20 protein-coding genes and 4 tRNA genes are annotated in these 23,756 nt (G+C 74.0%); 8 read left to right on the top strand and 16 right to left on the bottom strand.

Going from position 1 to position 23,756, the window contains the following annotated elements; all coding sequences use genetic code 11:
• Positions 1 to 22: 22 nt before the first annotated feature.
• A complete protein-coding gene (locus AR3_RS30690) occupies positions 23 to 346 on the bottom strand; it encodes a hypothetical protein (protein ID WP_067915302.1) in 324 nt (107 codons plus the stop codon).
• A 208-nt stretch (positions 347 to 554) separates the two neighbouring features.
• Here AR3_RS30690 and AR3_RS17585 point away from each other — a divergent pair, with 208 nt between their 5' ends.
• A complete protein-coding gene (locus tag AR3_RS17585) occupies positions 555 to 1,826 on the top strand; it encodes a sensor histidine kinase (protein ID WP_083951630.1) in 1,272 nt (423 codons plus the stop codon).
• The gene (locus AR3_RS17580; protein WP_067915301.1) at positions 1,814 to 2,473 is read left to right on the top strand and encodes a response regulator transcription factor; all 660 of its coding nucleotides are present in this window, start codon (positions 1,814 to 1,816) and stop codon (positions 2,471 to 2,473) included. The genes AR3_RS17585 and AR3_RS17580 overlap by 13 nt, the downstream gene beginning before the upstream one ends.
• A gap of 160 nt (positions 2,474 to 2,633) precedes the next feature.
• Here AR3_RS17580 and AR3_RS17575 read toward each other — a convergent pair whose 3' ends face one another.
• Both AR3_RS17575 and AR3_RS17570 read right to left on the bottom strand, forming a co-directional pair.
• Positions 2,634 to 5,162 (bottom strand): ABC transporter permease, encoded by a 2,529-nt coding sequence (locus AR3_RS17575; RefSeq protein WP_067915300.1) that lies wholly within the window; start codon positions 5,160 to 5,162, stop codon positions 2,634 to 2,636.
• Between the two features lie 3 nt (positions 5,163 to 5,165).
• Positions 5,166 to 5,933 (bottom strand): ABC transporter ATP-binding protein, encoded by a 768-nt coding sequence (locus AR3_RS17570; RefSeq protein ID WP_067915299.1) that lies wholly within the window; start codon positions 5,931 to 5,933, stop codon positions 5,166 to 5,168.
• 306 nt (positions 5,934 to 6,239) lie between these two features.
• Here AR3_RS17570 and AR3_RS17565 point away from each other — a divergent pair, with 306 nt between their 5' ends.
• Positions 6,240 to 7,181, top strand: a complete 942-nt coding sequence (locus AR3_RS17565; RefSeq protein ID WP_083951629.1) for a CPBP family intramembrane glutamic endopeptidase — start codon at positions 6,240 to 6,242, stop codon at positions 7,179 to 7,181.
• 124 nt (positions 7,182 to 7,305) lie between these two features.
• Here the strand turns inward: AR3_RS17565 and AR3_RS17560 are convergent, their stop codons facing one another.
• The gene (locus tag AR3_RS17560; protein WP_067915298.1) at positions 7,306 to 7,545 is read right to left on the bottom strand and encodes an EF-hand domain-containing protein; all 240 of its coding nucleotides are present in this window, start codon (positions 7,543 to 7,545) and stop codon (positions 7,306 to 7,308) included.
• 177 nt (positions 7,546 to 7,722) lie between these two features.
• Positions 7,723 to 10,233 (bottom strand): ATP-dependent Clp protease ATP-binding subunit, encoded by a 2,511-nt coding sequence (locus AR3_RS17555; protein ID WP_217998606.1) that lies wholly within the window; start codon positions 10,231 to 10,233, stop codon positions 7,723 to 7,725.
• A gap of 653 nt (positions 10,234 to 10,886) precedes the next feature.
• Between AR3_RS17555 and AR3_RS17550 the strand changes: the two genes are divergently transcribed.
• Positions 10,887 to 11,714, top strand: a complete 828-nt coding sequence (locus AR3_RS17550; protein ID WP_067915297.1) for an SAM-dependent methyltransferase — start codon at positions 10,887 to 10,889, stop codon at positions 11,712 to 11,714.
• On the opposite strand, the gene AR3_RS17545 is transcribed toward AR3_RS17550, so the two are convergent.
• The 5 genes from AR3_RS17545 to AR3_RS17525 all read right to left on the bottom strand — a co-directional run bounded on the left by AR3_RS17545 (position 11,635) and on the right by AR3_RS17525 (position 18,017).
• Positions 11,635 to 13,134: a glycosyltransferase family 4 protein gene (locus tag AR3_RS17545; RefSeq protein ID WP_067915296.1), complete on the bottom strand. Its 1,500-nt coding sequence runs from the start codon at positions 13,132 to 13,134 to the stop codon at positions 11,635 to 11,637. The two genes, AR3_RS17550 and AR3_RS17545, sit on opposite strands and share 80 nt — an antisense overlap.
• 173 nt (positions 13,135 to 13,307) lie before the next feature.
• On the bottom strand, positions 13,308 to 14,504 hold the full coding sequence (locus tag AR3_RS17540) for a L,D-transpeptidase (protein ID WP_067915295.1): 1,197 nt from the start codon (positions 14,502 to 14,504) through the stop codon (positions 13,308 to 13,310).
• Between the two features lie 243 nt (positions 14,505 to 14,747).
• Positions 14,748 to 15,935, bottom strand: a complete 1,188-nt coding sequence (locus tag AR3_RS17535) for a L,D-transpeptidase (protein ID WP_067915294.1) — start codon at positions 15,933 to 15,935, stop codon at positions 14,748 to 14,750.
• Positions 15,936 to 16,087: 152 nt separating this feature from the next.
• Complete coding sequence (locus tag AR3_RS17530) at positions 16,088 to 16,816, bottom strand: VC0807 family protein (protein WP_227023150.1); 729 nt, start codon at positions 16,814 to 16,816, stop codon at positions 16,088 to 16,090.
• 217 nt (positions 16,817 to 17,033) lie between these two features.
• A complete protein-coding gene (locus AR3_RS17525) occupies positions 17,034 to 18,017 on the bottom strand; it encodes a LysR family transcriptional regulator (RefSeq protein ID WP_067915293.1) in 984 nt (327 codons plus the stop codon).
• 143 nt (positions 18,018 to 18,160) lie between these two features.
• On the opposite strand from AR3_RS17525, the gene AR3_RS17520 reads away from it, so the two are divergent.
• A complete protein-coding gene (locus AR3_RS17520) occupies positions 18,161 to 19,498 on the top strand; it encodes a pyridoxal phosphate-dependent aminotransferase (RefSeq protein WP_083951627.1) in 1,338 nt (445 codons plus the stop codon).
• A gap of 138 nt (positions 19,499 to 19,636) precedes the next feature.
• Here AR3_RS17520 and AR3_RS17515 read toward each other — a convergent pair.
• Positions 19,637 to 19,721, bottom strand: a tRNA-Ser gene (locus AR3_RS17515).
• Positions 19,722 to 19,810: 89 nt separating this feature from the next.
• Positions 19,811 to 20,515 (bottom strand): type 1 glutamine amidotransferase domain-containing protein, encoded by a 705-nt coding sequence (locus tag AR3_RS17510; protein WP_067915292.1) that lies wholly within the window; start codon positions 20,513 to 20,515, stop codon positions 19,811 to 19,813.
• 75 nt (positions 20,516 to 20,590) lie between these two features.
• Between AR3_RS17510 and AR3_RS17505 the strand changes: the two genes are divergently transcribed.
• Together AR3_RS17505 and AR3_RS17500 are read left to right on the top strand one after the other, a co-directional pair.
• Complete coding sequence (locus AR3_RS17505) at positions 20,591 to 21,508, top strand: LysR family transcriptional regulator (RefSeq protein WP_067915291.1); 918 nt, start codon at positions 20,591 to 20,593, stop codon at positions 21,506 to 21,508.
• A 95-nt stretch (positions 21,509 to 21,603) separates the two neighbouring features.
• A complete protein-coding gene (locus tag AR3_RS17500) occupies positions 21,604 to 22,017 on the top strand; it encodes a nuclear transport factor 2 family protein (RefSeq protein WP_067915290.1) in 414 nt (137 codons plus the stop codon).
• 1 nt (position 22,018) lies between these two features.
• Here AR3_RS17500 and AR3_RS17495 read toward each other — a convergent pair.
• The 4 genes from AR3_RS17495 to AR3_RS17485 form a co-directional block, all read right to left on the bottom strand.
• Positions 22,019 to 22,090 (bottom strand) — tRNA-Gly (locus AR3_RS17495).
• Positions 22,091 to 22,157: 67 nt separating this feature from the next.
• A tRNA-Ala gene (locus AR3_RS17490) sits at positions 22,158 to 22,228 on the bottom strand.
• Positions 22,229 to 22,256: 28 nt separating this feature from the next.
• A tRNA-Trp gene (locus AR3_RS30685) sits at positions 22,257 to 22,328 on the bottom strand.
• A gap of 84 nt (positions 22,329 to 22,412) precedes the next feature.
• Complete coding sequence (locus AR3_RS17485; protein ID WP_067915289.1) at positions 22,413 to 22,928, bottom strand: PaaI family thioesterase; 516 nt, start codon at positions 22,926 to 22,928, stop codon at positions 22,413 to 22,415.
• Between the two features lie 202 nt (positions 22,929 to 23,130).
• On the opposite strand from AR3_RS17485, the gene AR3_RS17480 reads away from it, so the two are divergent.
• Positions 23,131 to 23,703 carry a hypothetical protein gene (locus tag AR3_RS17480; RefSeq protein WP_067915288.1) on the top strand — a complete coding sequence of 191 codons (573 nt, stop codon included), beginning with the start codon at positions 23,131 to 23,133 and terminating at the stop codon, positions 23,701 to 23,703.
• Positions 23,704 to 23,756 lie beyond the last annotated feature (53 nt).

The raw sequence follows: 23,756 nt of genomic DNA, 5'->3' as shown, positions 1-23,756 counted from the left end.
CCTTGCTCGCGCGTCGGCAGGGTCACCGGCGGATTCCTTCCGGGCCCCGTTCCGGCGGCTCGGGCGGCGCGGTAAGGCGGTCCGAGGAGGCTGCGGGAGGCGCGGTCTCGGTCTGCCGGCGCCGGTTTCGGCGGTGCTGGACGATCAGCGCGGTGGCGCAGGCGAGCGTGGCGAGCCCGAACACGACGCCGACGGCCGCGTGGACGGCGGCGGTCGAGGTGACCATGGTGCCGGTCGCGCTGAGCCCCAGCAGCATCCACAGCACCGCCCGAACGGCCGTCGAGCGCGCGCTCGAGAAGCCGCCGGACGTCCCGGCCGCCCCCGAGATGTCGTGCTCGTTGGCCATCGGCGTGCTCCTCGACAAGTGCCGCGATCGTTCAGCCACACACTAGGAGCGGGCCCGGTCCCCGGCGATCCAGCCTTCGCGCCGTCCTTGGTACAGCAGGCTGTACTTCTTCGGCCGGATGACCGCCAGTGATCGGCCCGTGTCCTAGGGTCTGGGGAACGGAAGGGACGTCGGAGGCGGTATCGCCAGAAGGCGGGAAGAAGTGCCGATGGGCGGCAAGGCCACACGACGCCCCGGTCTCGGGCGGGGCGTCCGAGGACGCGCGGCCGCGCGCGCCCGGGCCCTCCTCGACGCGCTCGAACATCTGGTCGGCGGTCTGGGCACCGCCATGCTGGCGTTCCTCGCCTCGGTGTGGGTGGTGCTGGTCGCGCTGCTGAGCGTCGTCGGCGTGGGCCTGCTGCTGGCGCCCACGGTGCCGCGCGTCGTCCGATCCGTCGCCGAGCGGGAGCGCGCGCGGCTGTCGCGCTGGGGCCCGGAGATCATCGGCGCGGGCCCCGCGCCGACCGCCGTCCGCGCCGCGCTGAACGACACGGCCGTCCGCCGCGAGCTGGGCTGGGTGTTCGTCCACGGCACGCTGGGCCTGGCCCTCGGCGCGGCCGGGGCGACCCTGACGCTCAACGCCATCCAGGACCTCACCTTTCCGCTGTGGTGGCGGCTGCTGCTCCCGCAGGACCCCCGGCCGACCCTGGTGTTCTGGGACGTCCACGACGACCGCGACGCCCTGCTGGTGGCGCTGCTCGGCGCGGGACTGGCCGCCGCCTTCCTGATCTTCGGCCCGGCCATGGCCCGGTTGCAGGCCTGGCCGGGACGGCGGCTGCTGGCGCCCGCCTCGGACGCCGACCTGTCCCTGCGGATCGCGGAGCTGACCGCCACCCGCGCCGCCGCGCTGGACGCGCACGCGACGGAGCTGCGCCGCATCGAGCGTTCCCTGCACGACGGGGCGCAGAACCGGCTCGTCGGCGTCACCATGCTGATCGGCGCGGCCCGTCGCGCGCTGGCCCGCGACCCGGCCGACGCCGAGGCCATGCTGGACCGCGCGCAGGACGCCGCCGAGCAGGCGCTGGCCGAGCTGCGCGCGGTCGTCCGCAGCATCCTGCCGCCCGTCCTGGCCGACCGCGGACTCGCCGGCGCGCTGACCGGGCTGGCCGCCGACTGCGGGGTCCCGTGCACGGTGGACGTGGACGTGCCCGGCCGGTGCGCCGCGTCGGTCGAGGCCACCGCCTATTTCGTGACGGCCGAGGCCCTCACCAACATCTCCAGGCACAGCGGGGCCCGCACGGCCGCGGTGACCGTGCGCCGGCAGGGCGCCCGGCTGCTGCTGCGGATCGAGGACGATGGCGTCGGCGGCGCCGACGAGCACGAGGGCTCCGGCATCGCCGGGATGCGCAGCCGCGTCGAGGCGCACGACGGGCGCCTCACCCTGACCAGCCCCCGCGGCGGGCCGACGACTCTCCAGGTGGAGCTGCCATGCGGATCGTGATCGCCGAGGACGACCCTCTGCTGCGCGAGGGGGTGGCGCTGCTGCTGCGCGCCGAGTCCCTGGACGTGGCGGCCACCGCCGACACCCCGGACGCCTTCCTGGCGGCCGTCGACGCCCACGACCCCGACGTCGCCATCGTCGACGTCCGCATGCCGCCCACCCACACCGACGAGGGGATCAAGGCGGCGGTCGAGGCCAGGCGGCGCCGGCCCGGGCTCGCCGTGCTCGTGCTGTCCGCCTATGTGGAGCAGGCGTTCGCCTCCGAGCTGCTCGCCGGCGGCGCCGACGGGCTCGGCTACCTGCTCAAGGAGAGGGTCGGCCGCGTCGAGCAGTTCCTCGACGCGCTGCACCGGGTGGCGAACGGCGGCACGGCCATCGACCCCGAGGTCGTCGCGCAGCTGCTCACCCGCACCCGCAGGACCAGCGCGCTGGACCGGCTGACCGCCCGGGAGCACGAAGTGCTCGCCCTGATGGCCGAAGGGCTCGGCAACACCGCCATCGCCGAACGCCTCGTCGTCACCGAAGGCGCGGTGCACAAGCACATCCGCAACATCTTCGCCAAGCTCGACCTGCCTCCCACCGACCGGACCGACCGACGCGTCGCCGCCGTCCTGCGCTACCTGGAGGAGAAGGGGCACCTGTCCTGATCACCGCCCTGCGCGGCCGGAGGCGGTCGGTCTCGTCCCGTCGTGTGCGTCCGCGGCCCGGACGTTGAGAAACCCCGTTCCATCGGGCTCAGGGCTGTCGGTGATCAGCAGAAACGGATGAACCGGGTGCGCGGCCCGGCGGGCCGCGCACCCGGCGGGACTACTCTCGAATGCCCATGCCTTCGACCGGCGGGGTGCGCAGGAGCAGCCTGATCGGGACGGCCGTGGACACCAGCGCCAGCGCGACGGCGCCGCCGATGACGGCGGCCCAGCCCTGCGCCGGAACGTGCGGGACGGGCTGCCCGACGACGGCGTCGACGACCGCGGACAGGGCGACCGCCGCGATCGCGACGCCGATCGCGAGCGCCACGCCGAGCAGGGCGGTCTGCTCGGCGTTCGCCATCCGCCTCACCTGGCGGCGGGTCATCCCGAGCAGGCGCAGCAGGGACAGCTCCCGCGCCCGGGCGAGCGCCGCCATGATCAGCGTGTTGGCGGCGGCGAGCGCCGCGTACCCGACCAGCACGGCGACCAGCAGCCTGTTGAGCCAGGAGCCGACCGCCAGGTCCGTGGCCGGCGCGCCGGTGAACCGGTCGGTGCCGGTCACGGCGCCGCCCGGGTAGGCGGCCGCGAGCCGCTCCAACGCGGGACGCACGTCGGCGCCGGGGGCGCTGCGGACCAGCACGTGGTCGTCGACGCCGGCCGCGGTGTGCCCGGCGAGGGTCCGGTTGTCCAACGTGACGTCGCCGAACCCGAGGCCCCGCTCGTAGACGGCGACGACCTTCAGGTCGACCGGCGTGCCGTCGCCCAGCCGCAGCCGGGCCCTGCCGCCGATCTTCCAGCCCGCCGAGTCCGCCTGGGCCGAGGACACCGCCACGGTGCCGGGCCCCAGGTCGTCGAGCCTCCCCGCCTTCACCTTCAGGTCCATGGTCCGGCTCGCGCCCTGCGGGTCGACGCCCTGCGCGACCGCCGTCGTCGCCTCCCCCAGGAACGGGACGATCACCGTGGTGCGGCGGACCCCGGTCGCCGCGAGCACCCCGGGGATCCGGCGGGCCTGCTCCGCCGCCGCAGCGGGCAGACCGGCGGCGCCGACGAGCGCGTGCTGGGCGAGCGTCCCCTCCCTGCTCTGGATCACCGTCTGCCGTTCCAGGTTGTCCTGCAGGAACCAGACGGTGCCGCCGAACCCGACGGACAGCACCAGCGCGGTCAGCACGGCCACCATGCCGCGCGCGTTCGCCCGCAGGTTCGCGGCGGCCAGGTGGCCGCTGTCGCCGAAGACGGTCCGCAGGGCCGGGGCGAGCGCCACCGCCGCGGCCCGGTTGATCCACGGGGCGAGCAGCGCGACCGCCAGCACGAACGTGTACAGCATGGCCACCGCGGCGCCCAGGGCGGTCTGGCCGCCGGTGACGCCGGTGAGGCCGATCAGGGCGACCGCGCAGCCGAGGAGCGCCAGCCCGGAGACCAGCCGCACCCTGCCGCCCAGGGCGGGCTCCACCGCCGCCTCGCCGAGCGCCTCGGTGGGCCGGATGCGGGTGGTGCGCCGCGCGGCGATCCACGCGGACGGCAGCGCGACGGCGGCCACTCCGGCGACCGCCGCCGGCACGGCCAGGAACCCGCCGGTCAGGGCGAAGTCCTCCGGGACGAACCCGCGGGTCGCCGACTGGTCGCGGATCCAGAAGGCGGCGAGCACGCCGCTCGGGACGCCCGCCGCTCCGGCGAGCAGGACGAGCAGGCCCACCTCGCCGAGGACCAGCGCCCGCACCTGGCCCGGGGTCGCCGCGATCGCCCGCAGCAGCGCGAAGTCGCGGCGGCGGTGCCGCACGGACAGGCCGACCGTCGCCGCCACCGCGAACCCGATGATCAGCGCGGCGTAGCCGCCGAACGCCCCTCCGGCCTCGAGGACGAGGCGCTTGGCGGCGGCCGCCTCCGGCCGTTCGGCGAGCCCCCGGTCGTCACCCGTGTACACCGTCGCCCCGGCGCGCTTCGCGAGGCGCTCCACCGCGGCGGTCACGGCCGCCCGGTCGGCGCCCTTGTCGAGGATCACGCCGATCGCGTCGACGCGGCCGGGCCGCGGGGACAGCCGCGCCGCCTGCGCGTCGGTGAAGAACAGCGCCCTTTCCTGCCCGCGCGCACCGGGCGCCTTGACGACGCCGCTCACCCGGACCCGCTGGACGGCCCCGCCGGCGATGACCGTCGTGGCGGCGCCGGGCCGCAGCCTCCCCGCCACGGCGAGCCGCTCGTCGACGGCGACCTCGTCGTCGCCGCGCGGCGGCGCGCCGGACACCACCGTGTACGGGGCGAGCGCCGCGCTCGCCCAGCCGTGTCCGGAGACCGGCTCGCCCGGCGCGGCCGCCACCGCGGTCGAGATCGTGCGGTCCGCCACCGCGGTCGCCACGCCGGGAACCGCGGCCACGTCGCGGACCAGCGCTTCCGGGAGGCTGCCGCGTTCGGGCAGCGGCACCGTGGTGGTCTCGCGTTCGCCGAACACCTCCGGCCCCTGGACCGTGATGTCGTGCCGGGCGACGACGGCGAAGGCCGCCGAGTACCGCTCCGGTTCGCCCCTGTACCACAGCGCCGATTCCGCGAGCATTCCGCAGACGGTCAGGACCATGACGCCGGCGGCGAGCGCGATGAAGGTCGCGACGAAGTCGCCCTTGCGATGGCGGATCATCCGTGCGGCCAGTCCGAGCACCGCTCAGCCCTCCCGGTCCGCGACGGGCCGACGCCCTCCGGCGGGCGTCGCCAGCTGCTCGGCGATGACCCGGACGCCGGGCTGCGGCATGTCGGACGCGATCCGACCGTCGGCCAGCCTGATGACGCGGTCGGCGTACGACGCGGCGACCGGATCGTGGGTCACCATGATCACCGTCTGGCCGGTCGCGTCGACCGCGGACCGCAGCAGGGCCAGCACCTCCGCCGCGGTCCGCGAATCCAGGGCGCCGGTCGGCTCGTCGCAGAAGATCACCTCGGGCCGGGCGACCAGCGCCCGGGCGATCGCCACCCGCTGCTGCTGGCCGCCGGACAGCTGCGCCGGACGGTGCCCGAGCCGGTGGCCCAGCCCCACCCGGTCGATCACCTCGGCGAGCCACGCCGGGTCCGGCCTGCGGCCCGCCAACCGCGACGGCAGCAGGATGTTCTGCTCCACGGTGAGGGCGCCCACCAGGTTGAACGCCTGGAAGACGAAGCCGATCCGGTCGCGGCGCAGCTCGGTGAGCCGTTTCTCCGACATCGTCGACAGGTCGGCAGCGCCGATCATGACGCGGCCGGAGGTCGGCCGGTCCAGCCCGGCCGCGCAGTTCAGCAGGGTGCTCTTGCCGGAGCCGGACGCTCCCATCACCGCCGTCATCGTTCCCCGGCGGAACCGGACGTCGACGTCGACGAGAGCCGTGACGGGATGGTCGCCTCCGTACGTCTTGCTGACCCGTTCGAGGCGAACGGCGTCGGCGGGCGGGGGCACTGACATGGCGGACCTCTTCCGGATGCCTGATTGCGACGGGTCTCGACGCTAGGCAGTGGGCCCCGCCCCAACAATGCAGCCAGTTGCCCATGCGAAGTAGTGCAGGCACTACTCCCCGCTGCGTCGCGCCCACGTCGCGCCGTCGGCTACGGGACCCGCGTTATGGGCCTGGCCTGCGCCGCGTCCAGGCTGCACCACCACGAGGAGGCAGGCTGCTGGAGCGGATATCGAGCAGATGGCGGGAGCGACCCGCGGGGCGTCCCAGTGCTGCCATGGACCGGCACGATCCCCGCTTCACGAAGGGTTCTGGCAATGCACACGCCGACGTCGTCCACCGCGGCGCCCCACGCCGCCCCGCCTGCCCGGCCGCGCCGCGGCGGCCTCACCGGAATCATCCGGCGCTTCCCGCTGACCGCGTTCTTCGTCCTCGCATCGGCGCTGAGCTGGGCCGGGTGGACGCCGTACATCCTGTCCGAGCACGGGCTGGGTCTGGTGCGCGTCGGCTTCCCGTCGGGAGGCGGCGCCCAGCTCCTCGGCATCCTGCCCGGCGCGTACATCGGGCCGCTCGGCGCGGCGCTGGTGGTCACCGCGGCCGCCGGCGGCCGGGAGGGGCTGCGCGCCTGGCGCCGGCGGCTGTTCCGGCTGCGGGTGGCCTGGCACTGGTACCCGATCGTGCTGATCGGCGTCCCGGTGCTGCTGATCGGCGGCACCTTCCTGGTGCCGGGGGCCGCCGACGAGGTGACCGCGCCGCCCGCCGTGGCCCTGGCGGCCTACCTGCCCGCCCTCGTGCTCCAGGTGCTCACCACCGGCATGGCCGAGGAGCCCGGCTGGCGCGACTTCGCCCTCCCGCTGATGCAGCGCCGCCTCGGACCGAACGGCGGCACCTTCCTGCTCGGCATCCTCTGGGCCGTCTGGCACATGCCGCTGTTCTTCACGGACTGGTCGCTGGCCGGCACGCGGCCGGACACCGCGCACTGGTGGACCACCGTCGGCGTCTTCTTCGTCATGTGCCTGGCGATCAGCTACCTCATCACCTGGGTGTTCAACCACACCAAGGAGAGCCTGCCGATCGCCCTGCTGCTGCACGCGAGCAACAACACCGTCGCGTCCGTCATCCTGCCGGAGATGTTCCCCAAGAGCGACGAGGCGGTGATGCTGTCCGGCGGCGCCATCGGGTACGGCGTCGCAGCAGTCGTCCTGCTGGTCGTCACGCGCGGCCGCCTGGGTTACAAGGGGCCCCGCGACCGGATGTGACCGAGCGCCTCTCCGCGGCCCCCGGCCGCGGCGGCGATGAGATCTGACCGTGAGCGGAGACGGGCCGCCCCGCGGAGGACGAGGTCTGACGCGGTGGGCGGTCCCGTCCGTGCGGCTCGGGCGTTCAGTTCGCGGAGTCGAGTTCGGGAAGGTTCTTCGCCAGGGGCACGAACTCGTTCACCGTCAGCCGCCCGTCGCCGTTGGTGTCGTACTCGGCGAACAGCGCCTTGACGATCCCGGACAGGTCGTTCACCTCGGCCGCCGGGAACAGGCCCGCGACCGCCGCGGTCACCTCGTCCACGGTGAGCAGCCCATCGCCGTCGGTGTCGTAGCGAGCGAATACCGCCTCGAACTGTTCGGACATGTCTCCCTTTCGCGAAGCAGCCGTGATCCCCGATCGTAACGACTTCCCGGGGCGGCGATGGCCGAGACGGGGCGAGCCCGGACGAACCGATGCGTCGGCCGGGTCTTCGTCATGGCGGCGCTGCCCGAGCGTCCGGAGCGCTCGCCGGACCGGCGGCGAGGAGGCGGCGGCGCGTGCTCAGACGCTCGCCGTCTGCGGCACCTCGGTGTCGAAGGCCAGGCTGCCCTCCGCCACCCGGACCCGCACGTGCTGCCCGGAGCGCAGCCGTCCGTCGAGCAGCATCGTCGACAGCGGGTTGTCGACCTCGCGCTGGATGGTGCGGCGCAGCGGACGGGCGCCGAACTCCGGTTGGAAGCCGCGCTCGGCCAGCCAGTCCACCGCCTCGGGGGTGAACTCCACGGTGACGTCCTGGGCGTGCAGGCGGCGCCGGGTCTCCTCCAGCAGCAGGTCGGTGATCTGCCGGAGCTGCTCGGCGCCGAGCCGGCGGAACACGATGATCTCGTCGATGCGGTTGAGGAACTCGGGGCGCAGCGACTCGCGCAGCCGCCGCATGACCCGCTCCCGCACGGCCGCGTCCACGGCCCCCGACCGGACGGTGAAGCCGATGCCCGCGCCGTCCTCGGTGATCAGTTCCGAGCCCAGGTTGCTCGTCATGATCACGATGGTGTTCTTGAAGTCGACGGCGCGCCCCTGCGCGTCGGTCAGCCGCCCGTCGTCCAGGACCTGCAGCAGGATGTTGAACACGTCCTGGTGGGCCTTTTCGATCTCGTCGAGCAGCAGCACCGCGTACGGGCTCCGCCGCACCGCGCCGGTGAGCTGCCCGGCCTCCTCGTACCCGACGTAGCCGGGCGGGGCGCCCACCAGTCGGCTCACGGCGTGCCGCTCCTGGAACTCGCTCATGTCGAACCGGATCATGCGGTCGGACGAGCCGAACAGCGCCTCCGCCAGCGCCCGGGCCAGCTCGGTCTTGCCGACCCCGGTCGGGCCGAGGAACAGGAAGCTGCCGATCGGCCGGTCCGGGTCGGCCAGGCCGGAGCGCGAACGCCGCACCGCCTCGGCGACGGCCGCGACCGCCTCGTCCTGCCCGACCACCCGCCGCCGCAGCTGCTCCTCCAGCCGCAGCAGCCGCGCGCGCTCCTCCTCGGTGAGGCGCGCCACCGGGACGCCGGTGGTCCGCGACACGATCTCGGCGATGTCGACCTCGGTCACCTCGGGCACCGCGTGCGGGTCGGCGTCGCGCCGCTGGGCCTGGCCCATCCGGCGCTCCAGGTCGCGGATCTCGTCGCGCAGCGCCGAGGCGCGCTCGTACTGCTCGTTGGCGACGGCGTGGTCCTTCTCGCGGCGGCGGCGCTCCAGCTCCTGCTCCAGCCGGCGCACGTCGGCGGCCGGGGTGCGCACCCGCAGCCGCACCCGCGCCCCCGCCTGGTCCACCAGGTCGATCGCCTTGTCGGGCAGGAACCGGTCGGTGATGTAGCGGTCGGCCAGCTCCGCGGCGGCGACCAGCGCCTCGTCGGTGAAGCGCACCTGGTGGTGGGCCTCGTAGCGGTCGCGCAGGCCGCGCAGGATCTCGATGGTGTCGTCGACGCTCGGCTCGGGGACCAGGATCGGCTGGAACCGCCGCTCCAGCGCCGCGTCCTTCTCCACGTGCTTGCGGTACTCGTCGACGGTGGTGGCGCCGATGACGTGCAGCTCGCCCCGGGCCAGCGCGGGCTTGAGCATGTTCCCGGCGTCCACCGCGCCCTCGGCGCCGCCCGCGCCGACCACGGTGTGCATCTCGTCGATGAACACGATCAGGTCGCCGGAGTGCTCGCGGATCTCGTCGATGATCTTCTTGAGGCGCTCCTCGAAGTCGCCCCGGTAGCGGGTGCCGGCGACCACGCCCGCCAGGTCGAGCTGGACGACGCGGGTGGCGCGCAGCGTCTCGGGCACCTCGCCGTCGGCGACGCGCTGGGCGATGCCCTCCACGATCGCGGTCTTGCCGACGCCGGGGTCGCCGATGAGCACCGGATTGTTCTTGGTGCGGCGCGACAGCACCTCGATCGTCTGCTCGATCTGCTCGTCGCGGCCCACCACCGGGTCGATGCGGCCCTCCCGGGCCATGGCGGTCAGGTCGCGGCCGAACTCGTCCAGTGTCGGCGTGCCGGTCGGCGGGGACGCGCCCGGTCCGCCGGCCCCGGCCCCCTGGAGCGTCTCGGGCGTCAAGCGGACCCTGGCCAGGATGCGACCCGCGGGCGACTCGGGGTTCAGCGGCAGCGCGAACAGCATGTGCTCGGGACTGATGTACGTGGCGCCCAGGGCCCGGGAGATCTGATGGGCGTCCAACAGCGCGCGCTTGGCCGCGGGCGTCAGCACGGGGGGCGTGTCGCGGGGTTCGCCGCGCACCACCTCCGACTCCACCTCCCGAGCGATGGCGTCCGGCTCGGTGCCCGCGCGCTTGAGCAGCCGGCGCGTGGCGTCCTGCCGGGTCAGCGCCCACAGCAGGTGGTCGGTGTCGAGGTCGCGGCTGCCCCACTCGGCGGCCTTGGCGGCCGCGCCCCGCAGCGCCTCCCGCGCCTCCTCGTTCATCAGCCGACCGATGTCGATGCGGTGCATGGGGCGGCGTGCGATGCCGGGACCGAAGAAGCGGGCGAAGAAGTCCTCGAACGGATCGGGGCCGAACGCCCCGCGCCCGAACATGTCGCCGGTCATGACGTTCCCCTTCGTCGGCCATAACGGACTCCTCCCCGCCCTGCCCTGTGATGGACGGGCAAAACGGCCGCCTGGCGGAGGGACGGGCCGCCGTCGCGCACGCCCGTCGGCAGGGATTCGGCCCGCCGCGCCGCGCCGCCCCCGGGTGCGGCGGGTCCAGGGCAGCGGTGCGGCGAACCAGCACAGCACGTCGCGGCGTCCGCCGAAGCGGGTTGGCACGTCGTTGGTCTGCTCATGGTCAGGGGCGTACACACCGCCGTCGCCCGTTCCGGGCCTCGGCCTGGCCGGGGCGGGCACGCCGGAGCCGCGGGACGCGGCGCGCGCGGGCGTCGCGCACCCGCAAGCGGCCGGGGCGGCCGGATTCGGTCACCTGTCAATAACGGTCAAGGGCTCGGTTTTCCCGTGCCGGTCAGGGAATGATCGGTATGTGGCCCAGGGGCGGGCGGCGCTCCCGCGTTCCGCCGGACCCGTCCCCGCCCGCCGTCCGCCGCGCGACGGTGGGCCACCGCGCCGACGGGGGTCGGTTGTCGAACCGAGGGTGAGGTGACCATGTTGCACGACGGGTCCACGTTGGACGACGGGGCCACGTTCCACCGCGCGACCGCGCAGCGCCGCACAGCCGCACACCGCGCCGGGCGGACGGCGGGCCCGTGATGAGCGGACCGCAGGCGGCCCCCGCGGCGCCGCCCGCGCCCGTCCGGTCCGAGCCGTGGGCGACGGCGGGCCAGGCGAAACCGGCGCGGGTCTACGACCTGCTGCTGGACGGCAAGGACAACTACGCCGCCGACCGCGACCTGGTCGACCGGATGCTGCGGGTGCAGCCGCACGTGCGCACCGCCGCCCGGGAGAACCGCGCGTTCGTCCGACGGGCCGTGCGGGCGCTGGCCGAGCGCGGCGTGGCGCAGTTCCTCGACATCGGCTGCGGCCTGCCGACCAGGGAGAACGTCCACGCGATCGCGCAGCGCCACGTCCCGGGCGCCCGCGTGGTGTACGCCGACCACGACCCGGTCGTGCTGTCGCACGCCCGGGCGCTGCTGGCCGACGACGCCAACGTCAGCGTGGTGCGCGCCGACCTGCGCGACCGCGACGGGCTGCTGGAGACGGTGACCGCCGCCGCGCCGCTGGACTGGACCCGCCCGGTCGGCGTGCTGCTGACGAGCGTGCTGCACCACCTCGCCGACGCCGACCGCCCGGGCGATACCGTCGCCGCGCTGCGCCGCGCCATGGCCCCGGGCAGCGCCCTGGTGGTCTCGCATCTGACCGCCGACCCGGCGCCCGCCGCGATCGCCGAGACCGCCGCGCTGTACACCGCGGGCTGCGGCACGCCGCTGGTGCCGCGCGGGCGGGCGGAGGTGGCCGCGTTCCTCGGCGATCTGGAGCCGCTGCTCCCCGGAGTGGTGTTCACCTCCGAGTGGCGTCCGGAGGGCCCGGTGCGCCCGCCGGATCAGGCGCTGATGTACGCGGCCGTCGCCGTGCGGTGAGCGCGGCGGGTCGGGCGGCCCCCGGCCGGCGGGGGCGGACGCCGTCGACGCGGGCCGGGCGGCGGACCGCCGACAGATCGTCCAGCAGCCGGTCCCACTCGGCGCCGACCCGGTCGAGGGCGTAGCGGCGGGCGGTGACGGCGGCGCCCTCGCCAAGCCGGTCCCGCAGCTCGGCGTCCTCGATCACCCGGCGCAGCGCGGCGGTGAGCGCCGCCACGTCCTCGGCGGGCACCACCAGTCCGTCCCGGCCACTGGTGATCATTTCGCCGGGTCCGGTGGGGCAGTCGAACGCGACCACCGCCAGGCCCTTGCTCATCGCCTCCAGGACCACCATGGGCATGCCCTCGAACCGGGACGGCAGCACGTACACCGAGGCCCGCGTCATCTCCCCGGCCAGGTCGCGGGTGCGGCCGCGCAGCTGCACCCGGCCCGCCAGGCCGCGTTCGGCGATCGTCTCGCGCAGCGCGTCGCGCATCGGGCCGGCGCCGAAGATCCGCAGCGTCCAGTCGGGGCGCTCGGCGGCCAGCGGGGCGTAGGCGCGCAGCAGCAGGTCGAAGCCCTTCTGCCGGGTCAGGCGGCCGGCGGCCAGGATCACCCGGTCGGTGCGCGGGGACGGGCCGCCCGGCAGGTCGGGCAGCGCGTTGGGGATGCGCACCACCCGGGTCGGCGCGCCCGCCAGCACGGCCCGGTAGTCGTCGCGGGACGCCTCGGTCAGCACGGTCACCGCGGTGAGCCGCCGATAGGCGCGGGCGATCTCGCGGCGCAGACCGGGCCGGTAGGACGGCAGGTTCATGTGGTCCTGGCCGATGGTGACCGCGCCGCGTCCGCCCAGCTCGGCGGCGAGCAGGTTGAGCGACGGCCGGGTGCCGATCAGGACGTCGGGCGCGGGCCCGCGCAGCGCGCGCAGCAGGCACACGTCCGTCCACAGGCTCACGGTGCGGAACGAGGCGTCGTCGACGGGGACGAGCACGCTGGGCAGCCGCGCCAGCAGGCGCGCGACCCGCCCGGGCGGCGGGACGCGGCGGTCCTCGGCGAACCGGACGGTCACGTCCGGGGAGATCGGGAAGAAGGGCTCGGCCCGGCGCCGGACCACGCTGACGATCTCCACGTCGTGCCGCCGGGCCAGGCGGCCGGCCAGGTTGAGGACGGTGCGGACGGTGCCGCCGGTGCCGTGGGCGTGCTGCAACAGGAACCGCACGCGCAGCCGGCGTCTCCCGCCCGGGCCGGGATCCGCCGCCGCGGCCCCGGACGGCCCCTCGGCCGGAGGAGCGGACGGTGATCCGGGACGCGGCGGCGCGGACGACGGCCGGAACACCAGCGGCCGCACGCTCCACAGCGCCATCCTCCGCACGCCCCGGTGCGCGACCACGAGCAGCCGCCGTCTGCCGCGCCGCAGCCTGCGTCGGACGGCAGCGCGCACGTCGCGCCGCGGCGCGCGCTGTGCTCCTCGTGCTCCGTGCGCCATGGCGCGCCCCCGATCTCCCGGATCCCCCGTAGGGGATATTTCCCGAGATATCAGGACAGCAACGCGAGCGTCGGCGCGCGAAGGCCGCGGGGTCGTTCAGGCGGGGCGGTGGGGGCCGGCGACGCGCCTCAGGCGGTGGAGACTTCGCGGTCGAGGGCGCTGCCCTTCACCCAGCGGTCCCAGCTCATCTGGTAGTAGCTCCACCCGTTGTTCCATTCCAGGCGGCGCTTGCTGCCGGTGATGATGACGACGTCACCCCGGTACGACCAGTTGTAGAACCACTTGGCGTAGGCGGGCGGAGAGTTGACGCAGCCGTGGCTGACGTTCTGGCGTCCCTGGGCCCACACGGTGGACGCCATGGCGTGGATGTACTCGCCGCTGTTGGAGATGCGCACGGCCCACGGGATGACCTCCCGGTAGCCGCCGTTCTTCTTGTCCTTGGGGTCGACGCCCATCCACTCCGACGTCATGATCGCCGGATTCTCCTTGCCCATGGTGAGGTGGATGCCGCTGGTGGTCAGGAAGGTGTCGACGCCGTTGACCACGCGGCCGCCCCGCCCGGCGCTGATCGGCCAGCTCTTGACCCGCCGTCCGTTGCTGGTGGCGACGAGCCGCTTGGTCTTGGTGCTGACCTTGACGATGTGCGCGTCGCCGATGGTGAACCGGCGGGCCACGTCGTTGAGGCCGTAGGTGCCCTTGCCCGCCTTGACCCCGGCCAGGCGGGCGCGGAAGACGACCGTCTGGTTGGGCTGCCAGTAAGCGCCGTTCTTGGTGCGGAAGATCACCTGGTTGGGCGCCGTCCAGAACCACGCGCCCGTCGCGGGCTTGGTGGACTTGACCTCCAGCGCCCGTTCGACCGCGCGCTTGTCCTGCACCGGCCGGTTGAACGTCACGATGATCGGCATGCCCACGCCGACCTTCTCGCCCTGCATGGGCGTCACGTCGGTGACGGTCAGGGCGACCGGGGCCTTCATCGTGGTGAAGGTGCTCTGCACGGTGGTGGTCTTGCCCTGGGGGCTGCGCGCCACCGCCGACACCTCGTACCGGGACCCGGGCCGCAGGGTGCGCGACTGCCAGCTGGTGCGGTCCTGCGACAGCCGGCCCTCCACCGGCTTGCCCTTGCGGGTCAGCGTGACCCGCTCGATCGTGCCGCCCGTGACCCGGACCGTGACCCCCTGGTCGGGACGGGCCCGACCGGTGCCGTTGCCCGGGGTGACCGTCACCTGGGGGGCGCCGGCCTCGCCCTTGCCTCCCACGGTGACCCCGTCGCCGTCCTCACCGCCGGAGCATGCGGCCGTCGCCAGGAGCAGGAGAGCCCCCGTCATTCCCGCGCCCGCCCGGGCTCCCGCGGACAACCTCCGCTGCACTGCTTTCCAACCTCCAGGACCCCGCCGTCTACCACCGGAACATTAGCGACAAATGAGGTTCCTGATGTCGCTAACCGGGGTATTCGGCGGGGTCCGATGCCACGGCGTCGCGGCCGGTCGCGCAGGCCGCCGGACCGGCGACCGAGCGCGATCGGTGAGGAGCGTCCGGGGGACGGCCCCTCTTTGAAGATCGGGACCGCGTCAGGACAGGGCGCTGCCCTTCTTCCACTCGGCGAACGACAGCTGCCAGAAGCTCCAGCCGTTGTCCCATTCGACTTCGCGGTCGGTGCCCGTGAGCTCGATCACGTCGCCGCGCTGCATGATGTCGTAGTACCACTTGGCGTTGGACGGGCTGACGTTGATGCAGCCGTGGCTGACGTTGGCCGAGCCCTGCGCGCCCACCGACCACGGCGCCGAGTGGACGTACTCGCCGCTGTTGGAGAAGCGGACCGCGTAGTTGACCTTCTGCTTGTAGTAGCCGGGGTCGCCCGGCTTGCGGCCCGGCGACTCCATGACGACCGGGTTCCCCTTCTCCATCAGCAGGTGGACGCCGCTGGTGGTGGTGTACTCGCGGGTCGTGCCGTTGCCCGCGCTGAAGGGGATGGTGCGCAGCTTCTTGCCGTCCCGGGTCACCGTCATGTGGTGGCGGTTGATGTTGCCCTTGGTGATCTGGGCGGCGCCGATCTCGATGGTCTCCTCGACGTCCTTGGCGCCGTAGGCGCCGCCGCCGGCGTTCAGCCCGGCCAGCTGGGCGCTGAACCGGACCCGCTGGTGCGCCGGCCAATACGTCGCGGTGCGGTACACCACCTGGTCGGGCGCGACCCACCGCCAGGCGCCCTCCACCGGCTTCTCCGGCGTCACCCGCAGGGCCCGCTCCACGGCGGCCCGGTCGGTGACCGCCCGGTTGAACCGGACGAAGATGGGCATGCCGACGCCGACCTTCTCGCCCTCCACGTTGGGCGTGACATCGATGATCGACAGGGTCTTCGCCGGCTTGAGCGTGGTGAAGGTGCTGCTCACCGTCTCGGTCTTGCCGTCCCGGCGGACCTGCGCGGTCACCGTGTAGGACGTGTTCGGGGTCAGCGTCCGGTCCGACCGCCACGTCTTGCGGTCGGCCGACATCCGCCCGGTGATGACGGCGCCCTTGCCCTGCACGGTGACGTTCTGCAGGGTGCCCTCGGCGGCCTTGACCTCGATCGGGCCGTCCGGCCGGACCGAGGTGGCGCCGTTGGCGGGAGTGATCGTCGCCGTGGCCGTCTTGCCGGAGGCCAGCTCGCCCGAGCCGCTGCCGCCGCTGCAGCCCGCCAGCAGGACGAGCACGGCACCGGCGCCACCGGCCACGGCCAGCCCGAAACGACCTGTGTCGCCCACGAACACCCCCAATGTCATTGAACGGCCCCTTACCTGGAATCTATCCGTAGATGGAAGACGCGACGCCAGGCGGAAAAGTTCGGTTCCGGGTGTGAGATCGACGACGTCGTCGGGACCACCCGGCCTCCGGGCGGCGGGCCGCCGGGCGACCGGCGGCCCGAGCGCGGGCGTCAGGCGGCCGACGGCGCGGGGCGGGCGGCCGGGGCGGCGACGGCCCGCTCGCCGTTGACGTGCCGCAGGCATCGCCGGAAGCCCCACACCGACACCGCCGCGGCGGCCGCCCCCAGCGCGGTCACCAGGCTGGTGCGCACCCACAGATACACGCCGATGGACTCGTTGAACAGCATCCACAGGCTGATCAGCGCGTTGGCGAAGAACACCAGCGACCACAGCAGCGAGATGCGCAGGAAGAACCGCCGGACGCGGTCGTGCTCCAGGAACGCCTCGGGCAGCGGCACCATGTCCGTGGCCAGCTTCTGGGCGAGGGGGCGGCGCAGCGGCACCGACACCAGGAACGCCATGCTCACCGCCAGCGTCCCGAGCGTGGGCTGCAGGAAGTACAGCACCGGGCTGTGCGTGGCGGCCGCCAGGGCCGCGCGGACGGTCACGCCGAGCGCTGCCAGCAGCAGCATCGCCGACACCCCGTGGCCGCGCCACCAGCGCCAGACGATCCCGCCGTAGACCCACAGGACGGCGGCGGCCAGCCCGCCGTTCAGGCCGAGCAGCGCGAACGCCGCGTAGAACACCGCGACCGGCGCGATGACGCCCTCGACGAAGCGCGGCAGGGCGTGCCGGATCAGCGCCGTCAGGCGGGGCATCTCGAAGGCGTGGTGGTCGGTTCGGTCCATGAACGGCTGCGTCCCCGAAGCGGCCAGGTCCGCGCGAGCGGAAGCGGTCACGATCCGCTCCACGGTACGAGATGCCGCATACCGGGCGGGACGGTGTCGCCCCGGATCGCTCTCCATGCTCCGGCGCCTCCCCTCGGCGGCGTCCCCGCGCGGGCGCCCGTGCGCGGGTGTCTCGTCGCGCGTTAGTTCGGCCCGGGCGGCGGCGCGGTCCGGCCCCTGGCCGGATGCGGTCATGATCGAACCGGTTCGGGCCCGTCCCGCGTACCCCTCACCGGTCCGCGCGCGGGGGCGGCTCGTCCGGCGGCGAGGCCGGGCCGAGCTCGTCGTCCGACTCGGGCAGGACTTCCGGGACGTTCTGGGCGGCCTCGTAGATGGCGCGCAGCGTCACCGCGACCGAGGGGCGGCGCACGCTGGCCGCCCGCGTCACCGCGTACACCTCGCGGGCCAGGTCGCAGTCGGGGATGCGGCGCACCGCGACGCGCTGCTCGCCCGCCGCCAGCGCCAGCGCGGGGATGGCGGCGATGCCGATCCCGCGCGCCACCAGGCTGAGGATGGTGTGCAGGCCCTCGAACTCCCACGGCACGGGCCGCCTGCCCCCGACGGTGTCCAGCAGCCGGTCCACGGCCTGGCGGGACGGCTCGCCGGCGGGCGCGGCCATCCACGGCTCCTCCCGCAGCTCCTGCAGGTCGACGGGCTTGGCCGGGTCCGCCATGGGATGCCCGGGCGGCACCGCCAGCACCAGCGGGTCGCGGCGCAGGTGGAAGAACTTCAGCGCGGCGGGCGCGTGCGCGGACAGCTTGCCGGACCAGTCGTCGACGAGCGCGATGTCGACCTCGCCGCTCTGCACCTGGCGGATGCCGTCGCCGGGCCGCGTCTGGCGCAGGACGAACGTCAGCTCCGGGTGGTCGCTCAGGCTGCCCGCCAGCGCGGGGGCGAACGCCACCGCCGCGGACGGGAAGGCGGTGACGACCACCCGGCCCATGGGGGCGTCCGCGTTCGCCGACAGCTCGGCCTCGGCGGCCTCGACCAGGGTGAGGATCTCCTCGGCGCGCTCGGCGAGCCGCCGGCCGGCATCGGTCAGCTCGGCGCTGCGGGCGGTGCGGTCCAGCAGCGCCACCCGCGCCTCCCGCTCCAGCGCCGCCAACTGCTGGGAGACCGCCGAGGGGGTGTAGCCCAGGGCGGACGCGGTCGCCGCGATGCTGCCCCGGCGGGCGAACTCGGCGAGCAGACGCAGCCTGCGCAGTTCAAGCATCAGTTCATCTTACGGTCTGCATCGCTGAGACTCGCTTGTGGTGACGCTTTTTCTGGGAAAACAATGAGTCGAGCCCGGCCGGGTCACTTACGGGGATCCCTGCATGACTCTCCGTGTACGCCACATCATGCCTGGAGCATTTGATGCCTGTCGAGAATGAGTCCACCGAGGCGACGTCCACCGGGTCCAGACCCCGCCGGGTGCCGTTGTCGCCGACGCTCGCCATCAACGAGGCGATAGCCCGCAAGCGCCGCGAGGGCGTCCGGGTGCTGCCGCTCGGCTTCGGCGAGGCCGGACTGCCCATCCACCCGGCGCTGGCGCGCGAGCTGGCGGCCGGCTCCGACCGCGGAGCCTACGGCCCCGTCGCGGGCTCGGCGGCGCTGCGCGCCGCCGCGGCCGGGTACTGGAGCCGCCGCGGACTGCCCACCGAGCCGGCGATGGTGGTGGGAGGCCCGGGCAGCAAGGCATTGCTCTTCGGCCTGGTGATGTCGCTGGGGGGTGAGATCGTCATACCGGCGCCCAGCTGGGTCAGCTACGCCGCCCAGGCGGCCCTGGCCGCCGAGGGGGCGCTCCAGGTCGCCACGCCCCCGGGCGAGGGCGGGCTGCCCAGCCCCGCGCTGCTCGCCGACGCCGTGGTGCGCGCCCGCTCGCAGGGCCGCTCGGTCGCCGGCGTGGTGGTGACGCTGCCGGACAACCCGACCGGAACGCTGGCGTCCGAGCAGTCGGTGCGGCGGCTGTGCGAGGTGGCCCGCGAGCTCGACCTGGTGATCATTTCCGACGAGATCTACCGCGACCTGGTGCACGATCCGTCCCGGGACGTGCCGAGCCCGGCCCGGTACGCCCCCGAACGCACCGTGGTGACGACGGCGTTGAGCAAGCACCTTGCGGCCGGCGGCTGGCGGATCGGCGTGGCCCGGCTGCCGGAGGGCCCGATCGGGGAGGCGCTGCGCTCGGACCTGCTGGGCGTGGGCAGCGAGATCTGGTCCAGCGCGCCGGCGCCGATGCAGCACGCGGCGGCGTTCGCCTTCTCCGAGCCGCCCGAGCTGGTCGAGCGCGTGAACCGCAGCCGCCGCCTGCACGCCATCGTCGCCGCCGCCGTCGCCGAGCGCTTCGAGGCCGCCGGGGCGCGCGTCCCCTCCCCCGAGGGCGCCTTCTACGTCTATCCCGACCTGGAGCCGCTGCGCGACCGCCTGCGCACCGACCACGGCGTGCGCACCGGCACCCAGCTGGCGGAGCTGCTGCTGGAGCGGTACGGCGTGGGCGTCCTGCCGGGCGCCGCCTTCGGCGACGCCGACGAGGCCCTGCGCATGCGGGTGTCCTCCAGCCTGCTGTACGGGGAGACCGAGGAGCAGCGTCTGGCGGCGCTGGCCACCCCGGACCCGCTGACGCTCCCTTGGATCGCCGACTCCCTGGACCGCCTCAGCGAGGTCCTGACCGCGCTGACCGCCCCGACGCCCCTGGCCGCGCCGGCCACCTGCTGACCCCGTCCCCGGCAGGTCGCATCCGTACGCCACGGCGGCTCACCGGCCGCCGTGGCCTCGCCGTGTGAGCCGGGGGGCGTTTCCGGCGTCCGTGCGGAGCAACTGGGCGGCGTCGTCGCGGGCCGCCCGGTCTTCGGGCGGAGGGTAAGGGATTCGAACCCCTACGAGTGTGACCTCGACCACGGTTTTCGAGACCGGTGCCTTACCGTTCGGCCAACCCTCCAACGCCCTGCCATTGCAGCAGCGCGGAACGGGCGGTCTCAACCGAATATCCCGCGGGGCGGCCGTGGACGCCCGTCCACGGCCGCCTTCTCATGCCGAGCCGGCGACGGCCTTGACGAACTCGGCGGCCACCGCTTCGGACGACTGCGGGTTCTGCCCGGTCAGCAGGTTGCGGTCGACGACCACGTGGGACTGCCAGGCCGGGCCCTCCACGAACTCGGCGCCGATCTCCGTCAGGCGGTCCTGCAGCAGCCACGCGGCCTTGTCCGCGTACCCGGCCTGCGTCTCCTCCGCGTTGGTGAACGCCGTGAGCCGGTACCCGGCGAACGGCGAGGCGCCGTCGGGGCGGCGGGCGGCCAGCAGCGCGGCAGGCCCGTGGCACACCGCGCCGAGGGGCTTGCCCGCGTCCAAAGTGGCCGTCAGCACCCGTCCGCACGACGGATCGCGCGCCAGGTCCTCCATCGGGCCGTGCCCGCCGGGGACGAACACCGCGTCGTAGTCGGCCGGGTCGACGTCCTCCAGCGCCACCGGCCGGCGCAGCGCGTCGAACGCCTCCAGGCCGGCGGCGAGCTCCCGGGCCGCCTCGGGCCCGCTCGCCGCGTCTGGTGTCAGGCTGGCGCGGTCCACGGGCGGCTCCACCCCGCCCGGCGTGGCCACCACGACCTCATGGCCGGCCTCGGCGACCGCCCGGTAAGGGGTGACCGCCTCCTCGGCCCAGAAGCCGGTCGGGTGGCGTTCGCCGTCGGCGAGCGTCCAGTGGTCCGCACCGGTCATCACGAAAAGGATCTTCGCCATCGTCGTCCTTCCCATCTGCCGGACGGCATCGAACCTAGGGATCCCGGTGCAAGACAGACAAATAGGATGAACTAGGTGAGCCATCGAAAAACCGATGCCCCGTTGGACCTCAACCAGCTGCGCACCTTCCTCACCGTGCACCGTTCGGGCTCGTTCACGGCCGCGGCCGCGCTGCTCGGTCTGGCGCAGCCGACCGTGACCGCGCAGGTGCGGGCCCTCGAACAGCGGCTGGGGCGCCGCCTGTTCGAACGGCTCCCCCGCGGCGCGGCGCCGACCCCGGTGGCCGACGAGCTGGCCGCCCAGGTCGCCGCCCCGCTGGACGCCCTGGCGGCCGTGGCGGGCGGCGGCGAGCACGAGGCGCCGCCGGCTCCGGTGCACCTGGCGGGCCCCGCCGAGCTGCTGTGCCTGCGGGCGCTGCCGTCCCTGGCGCCGCTGGTGGACGACGGCCTGCGGCTGCGCGTCACCACCGGCCTGACCGACGACCTGCTCGCCGGCCTCGGCAAGGGCGTGTACGACCTGGTCATCGCCACCCGTCGGCCCCGGGGCCGGACGCTGGTGGCCGAACCCCTCATGGACGAGGAGTTCGTGCTGGTCGCCTCGCCGGGCTGGGCGGAACGCATCGGCCCGGAGCGCGTCGCCCGGGAAGGACCGTCGGCCCTGCGCGGCGTCCCGCTCGTCACCTACGCCGAGGACCTGCCGATCGCGCGGCGGTACTGGCGGCACGTGTTCGGCACGCGCTTGGCGGGACCGGCGGCGGTGGTCGTCCCCGATCTGCGCGGGGTCCTGGCCGCGGTCGCCGCGGACGCCGGCATCAGCGTGCTGCCGCGCTACCTGTGCCAGGACGAGCTCGCCTCCGGCGCCGTGGTCCCGCTGCTGGAGCCCGCGGATCCGCCCATCAACACCGGCTTCCTGGTCCAGCGGTCCGGCCCCGCGGACAACCCGCACGTCGCCCTCGTCCGCGACCGCCTGCTCGAGGCCGCGCGCGCCTGGTAGCCGGGCCGGGACGCCCTCCGCGCACGCCTGGACAAACGCCGCCGCGCCGCACTAACGTCCACACCTATTCAACAATCTGACTATGGAGGTGGCGGATGCACCCGTTCCGCGCGGCGGTCGAACGGGGCGACGTCGACGCCCTGCCCAGGCTGCTCGCCGAGGACGTCGTCTTCCTCAGTCCGGTGGCCTTCACCCCGTACACCGGCCGGGCCATGGTCGGCGCGATCCTGCGCGGCGTCGCGCGGGTCCTCGACGACCTGCGGTACGTGCGGGAAATGGCCGACCCGAGCGGACGCGACCACGCGCTGATGTTCACGGCCCGGATCGGCGCCCGCGAGGTCCACGGCTGCGATTTCCTGCGCACGAACGACGCCGGGCTGATCGAGGAATTGTGCGTCATGGTCCGGCCGATGACGGGCATGCGCGCCCTGGCCGACGCGATGGCCGCCCAGTTCGACGCGATTGAACGCGAAGCGCTGGCCGACGGGCGCGCGCGACCGGCGCGATGAGAGCCGTAGCCGGGAGTCGAACCCGGTTCTCCAGGGTGGAAACCTGACGCCTCACCCACAAGGCTTCTACGGCGTGCGGAGAAGGCCGCGGACCTCGCGGCGGGACCGGCGAGGCCCGCCGTGCGGGCTGATCAGCCCCGTGGACCCGCAGGGAATCGAACCCCGATCCTCTGTGTGCAAAACAGATGTGTTCCCTTTACACCACGAGCCCATGACGGCGGGAGCCGCTACTCGTCTCGCAGGGGCGGCAGGAGTCGAACCTGCTTTTCACTGGTTTTGGAGACCAGTCGCCTAACCGGTGGCTCGCCCCTCCGGCCTTTCCCTTTCGGCGTGTTCTAGGATGCGCAGGTCGACGGCGCCCCGCAATTGTTTTTCCGGCAGGGAGACCGCGGCGGTCACAGGTCGGGGCCTGCGGCATCGGCGCCGTCGACGAGACGCAGCGGCTCGCGCCGCGGAACGATCATCATGGAGAAGTCGGCGGAGGCGATCACGCGGTCCTCGGCGTCGGCGACCCGGCATTCGACGATCACCAACCGACGGCCGGCCTTGAGCACCTCCGCGCGGGCGAACACCGTGTCGCCGCGCGGCCGCCCCAGGTAACGGACGTGCAGGTCGGCGGTGACCAGGCCCTGCTCCTCCGGCCGGAAGCCGCTGCCGCGCGCCGCGGCGGTCCCGGCGGCCACGTCGATGAGCGTGGCGATGGCGCCGCCGTGCAGGTTGCCGGTGCTGTTGAAAGCCTCCGGGCGCACCGGCATGGACAGCACGGCGTGCCGCTCGCCGATCTCGACCAGCTCCAATCCCAGCAGCCGGTGCAGCGGGGTGGAGTCGCGCAGCATGGCGTGCAACTCACGCCGCCGTTCGGGCGGCAGGTCGGCGACGCGGACGGTGCCGGGAGGCGGCGGAGCGCTCATGACCGGTCTCCCTCGTGACATGGTCTGGTCATTCCTGTTACTGGCTGGATCGTCACATATAAGCGTGGTGTAAAGTCCAACGTCGCAGGGGCGAATCACACATAGCACCGGTATCGACCTGGTGGCCCGTGCCTGACGTCACAGTGGTAGCCCCACATCGGTGTGATGTGGCGGATGGATCGATGATGCGAGGGGGCCCGCCATGAGGCATGCACGTGACGGGGCTGCCGCGGCGATGAGCGCCGCCTCCAGGATTCTGGTCGCGCGGGGCAAGAACGAGCCTCAGGAGCTGGAGAACCCCGACGTCGGCTGGGGCCAACGCGCCCGCGACGGCGTGTGGGTGCCGACCAAGGACGGCCAGCGCATCCACATCGGGATCGACGTGACGGCCGCCGACACCGTCGCCCAGGTGATCCGGCCGACCTTCCGGGCGTTCATCGGCGTGGACGTCGACACCGACATGCTCGCGCAGACCACCTCCAGCGGCATCCGGCTCCTCACGGTCATCCATGGGCCGGACGCGCCGGAGGAGTACCGCTTCCCCTTCACGCTCGCCGACGGACTGGCGCTGGAGGCCATGCCGTCGGGCGGCTACGACGTCGTCCACCTGCGCTACGGCGCCACGGTGGGCCGCCTCTACAGTCCGTGGGCGTGCGACTCGATGTTCCGCCAGGTCAAGGCCGATTACGTGCTCGACGGCAACGTCGTGACGATGCGCGTCAAGCACGAGGGCGCCTACTACCCCGTCGTCGCCGACCCGATGTACTCGCTCTGAGCCGACGCGCCCGGTCCCCGCGCCCCGCGCCCGCGACGAGGAACGCCGGGACG

Origin of the sequence: Actinomadura rubrobrunea NBRC 15275, assembly GCF_001552235.1 — a bacterium.
Taxonomy (GTDB): domain Bacteria; phylum Actinomycetota; class Actinomycetes; order Streptosporangiales; family Streptosporangiaceae; genus Spirillospora; species Spirillospora viridilutea.
Note: the sequence above shows the minus strand (reverse complement) of the source record. Positions and strands in the feature narration are given on the sequence as shown.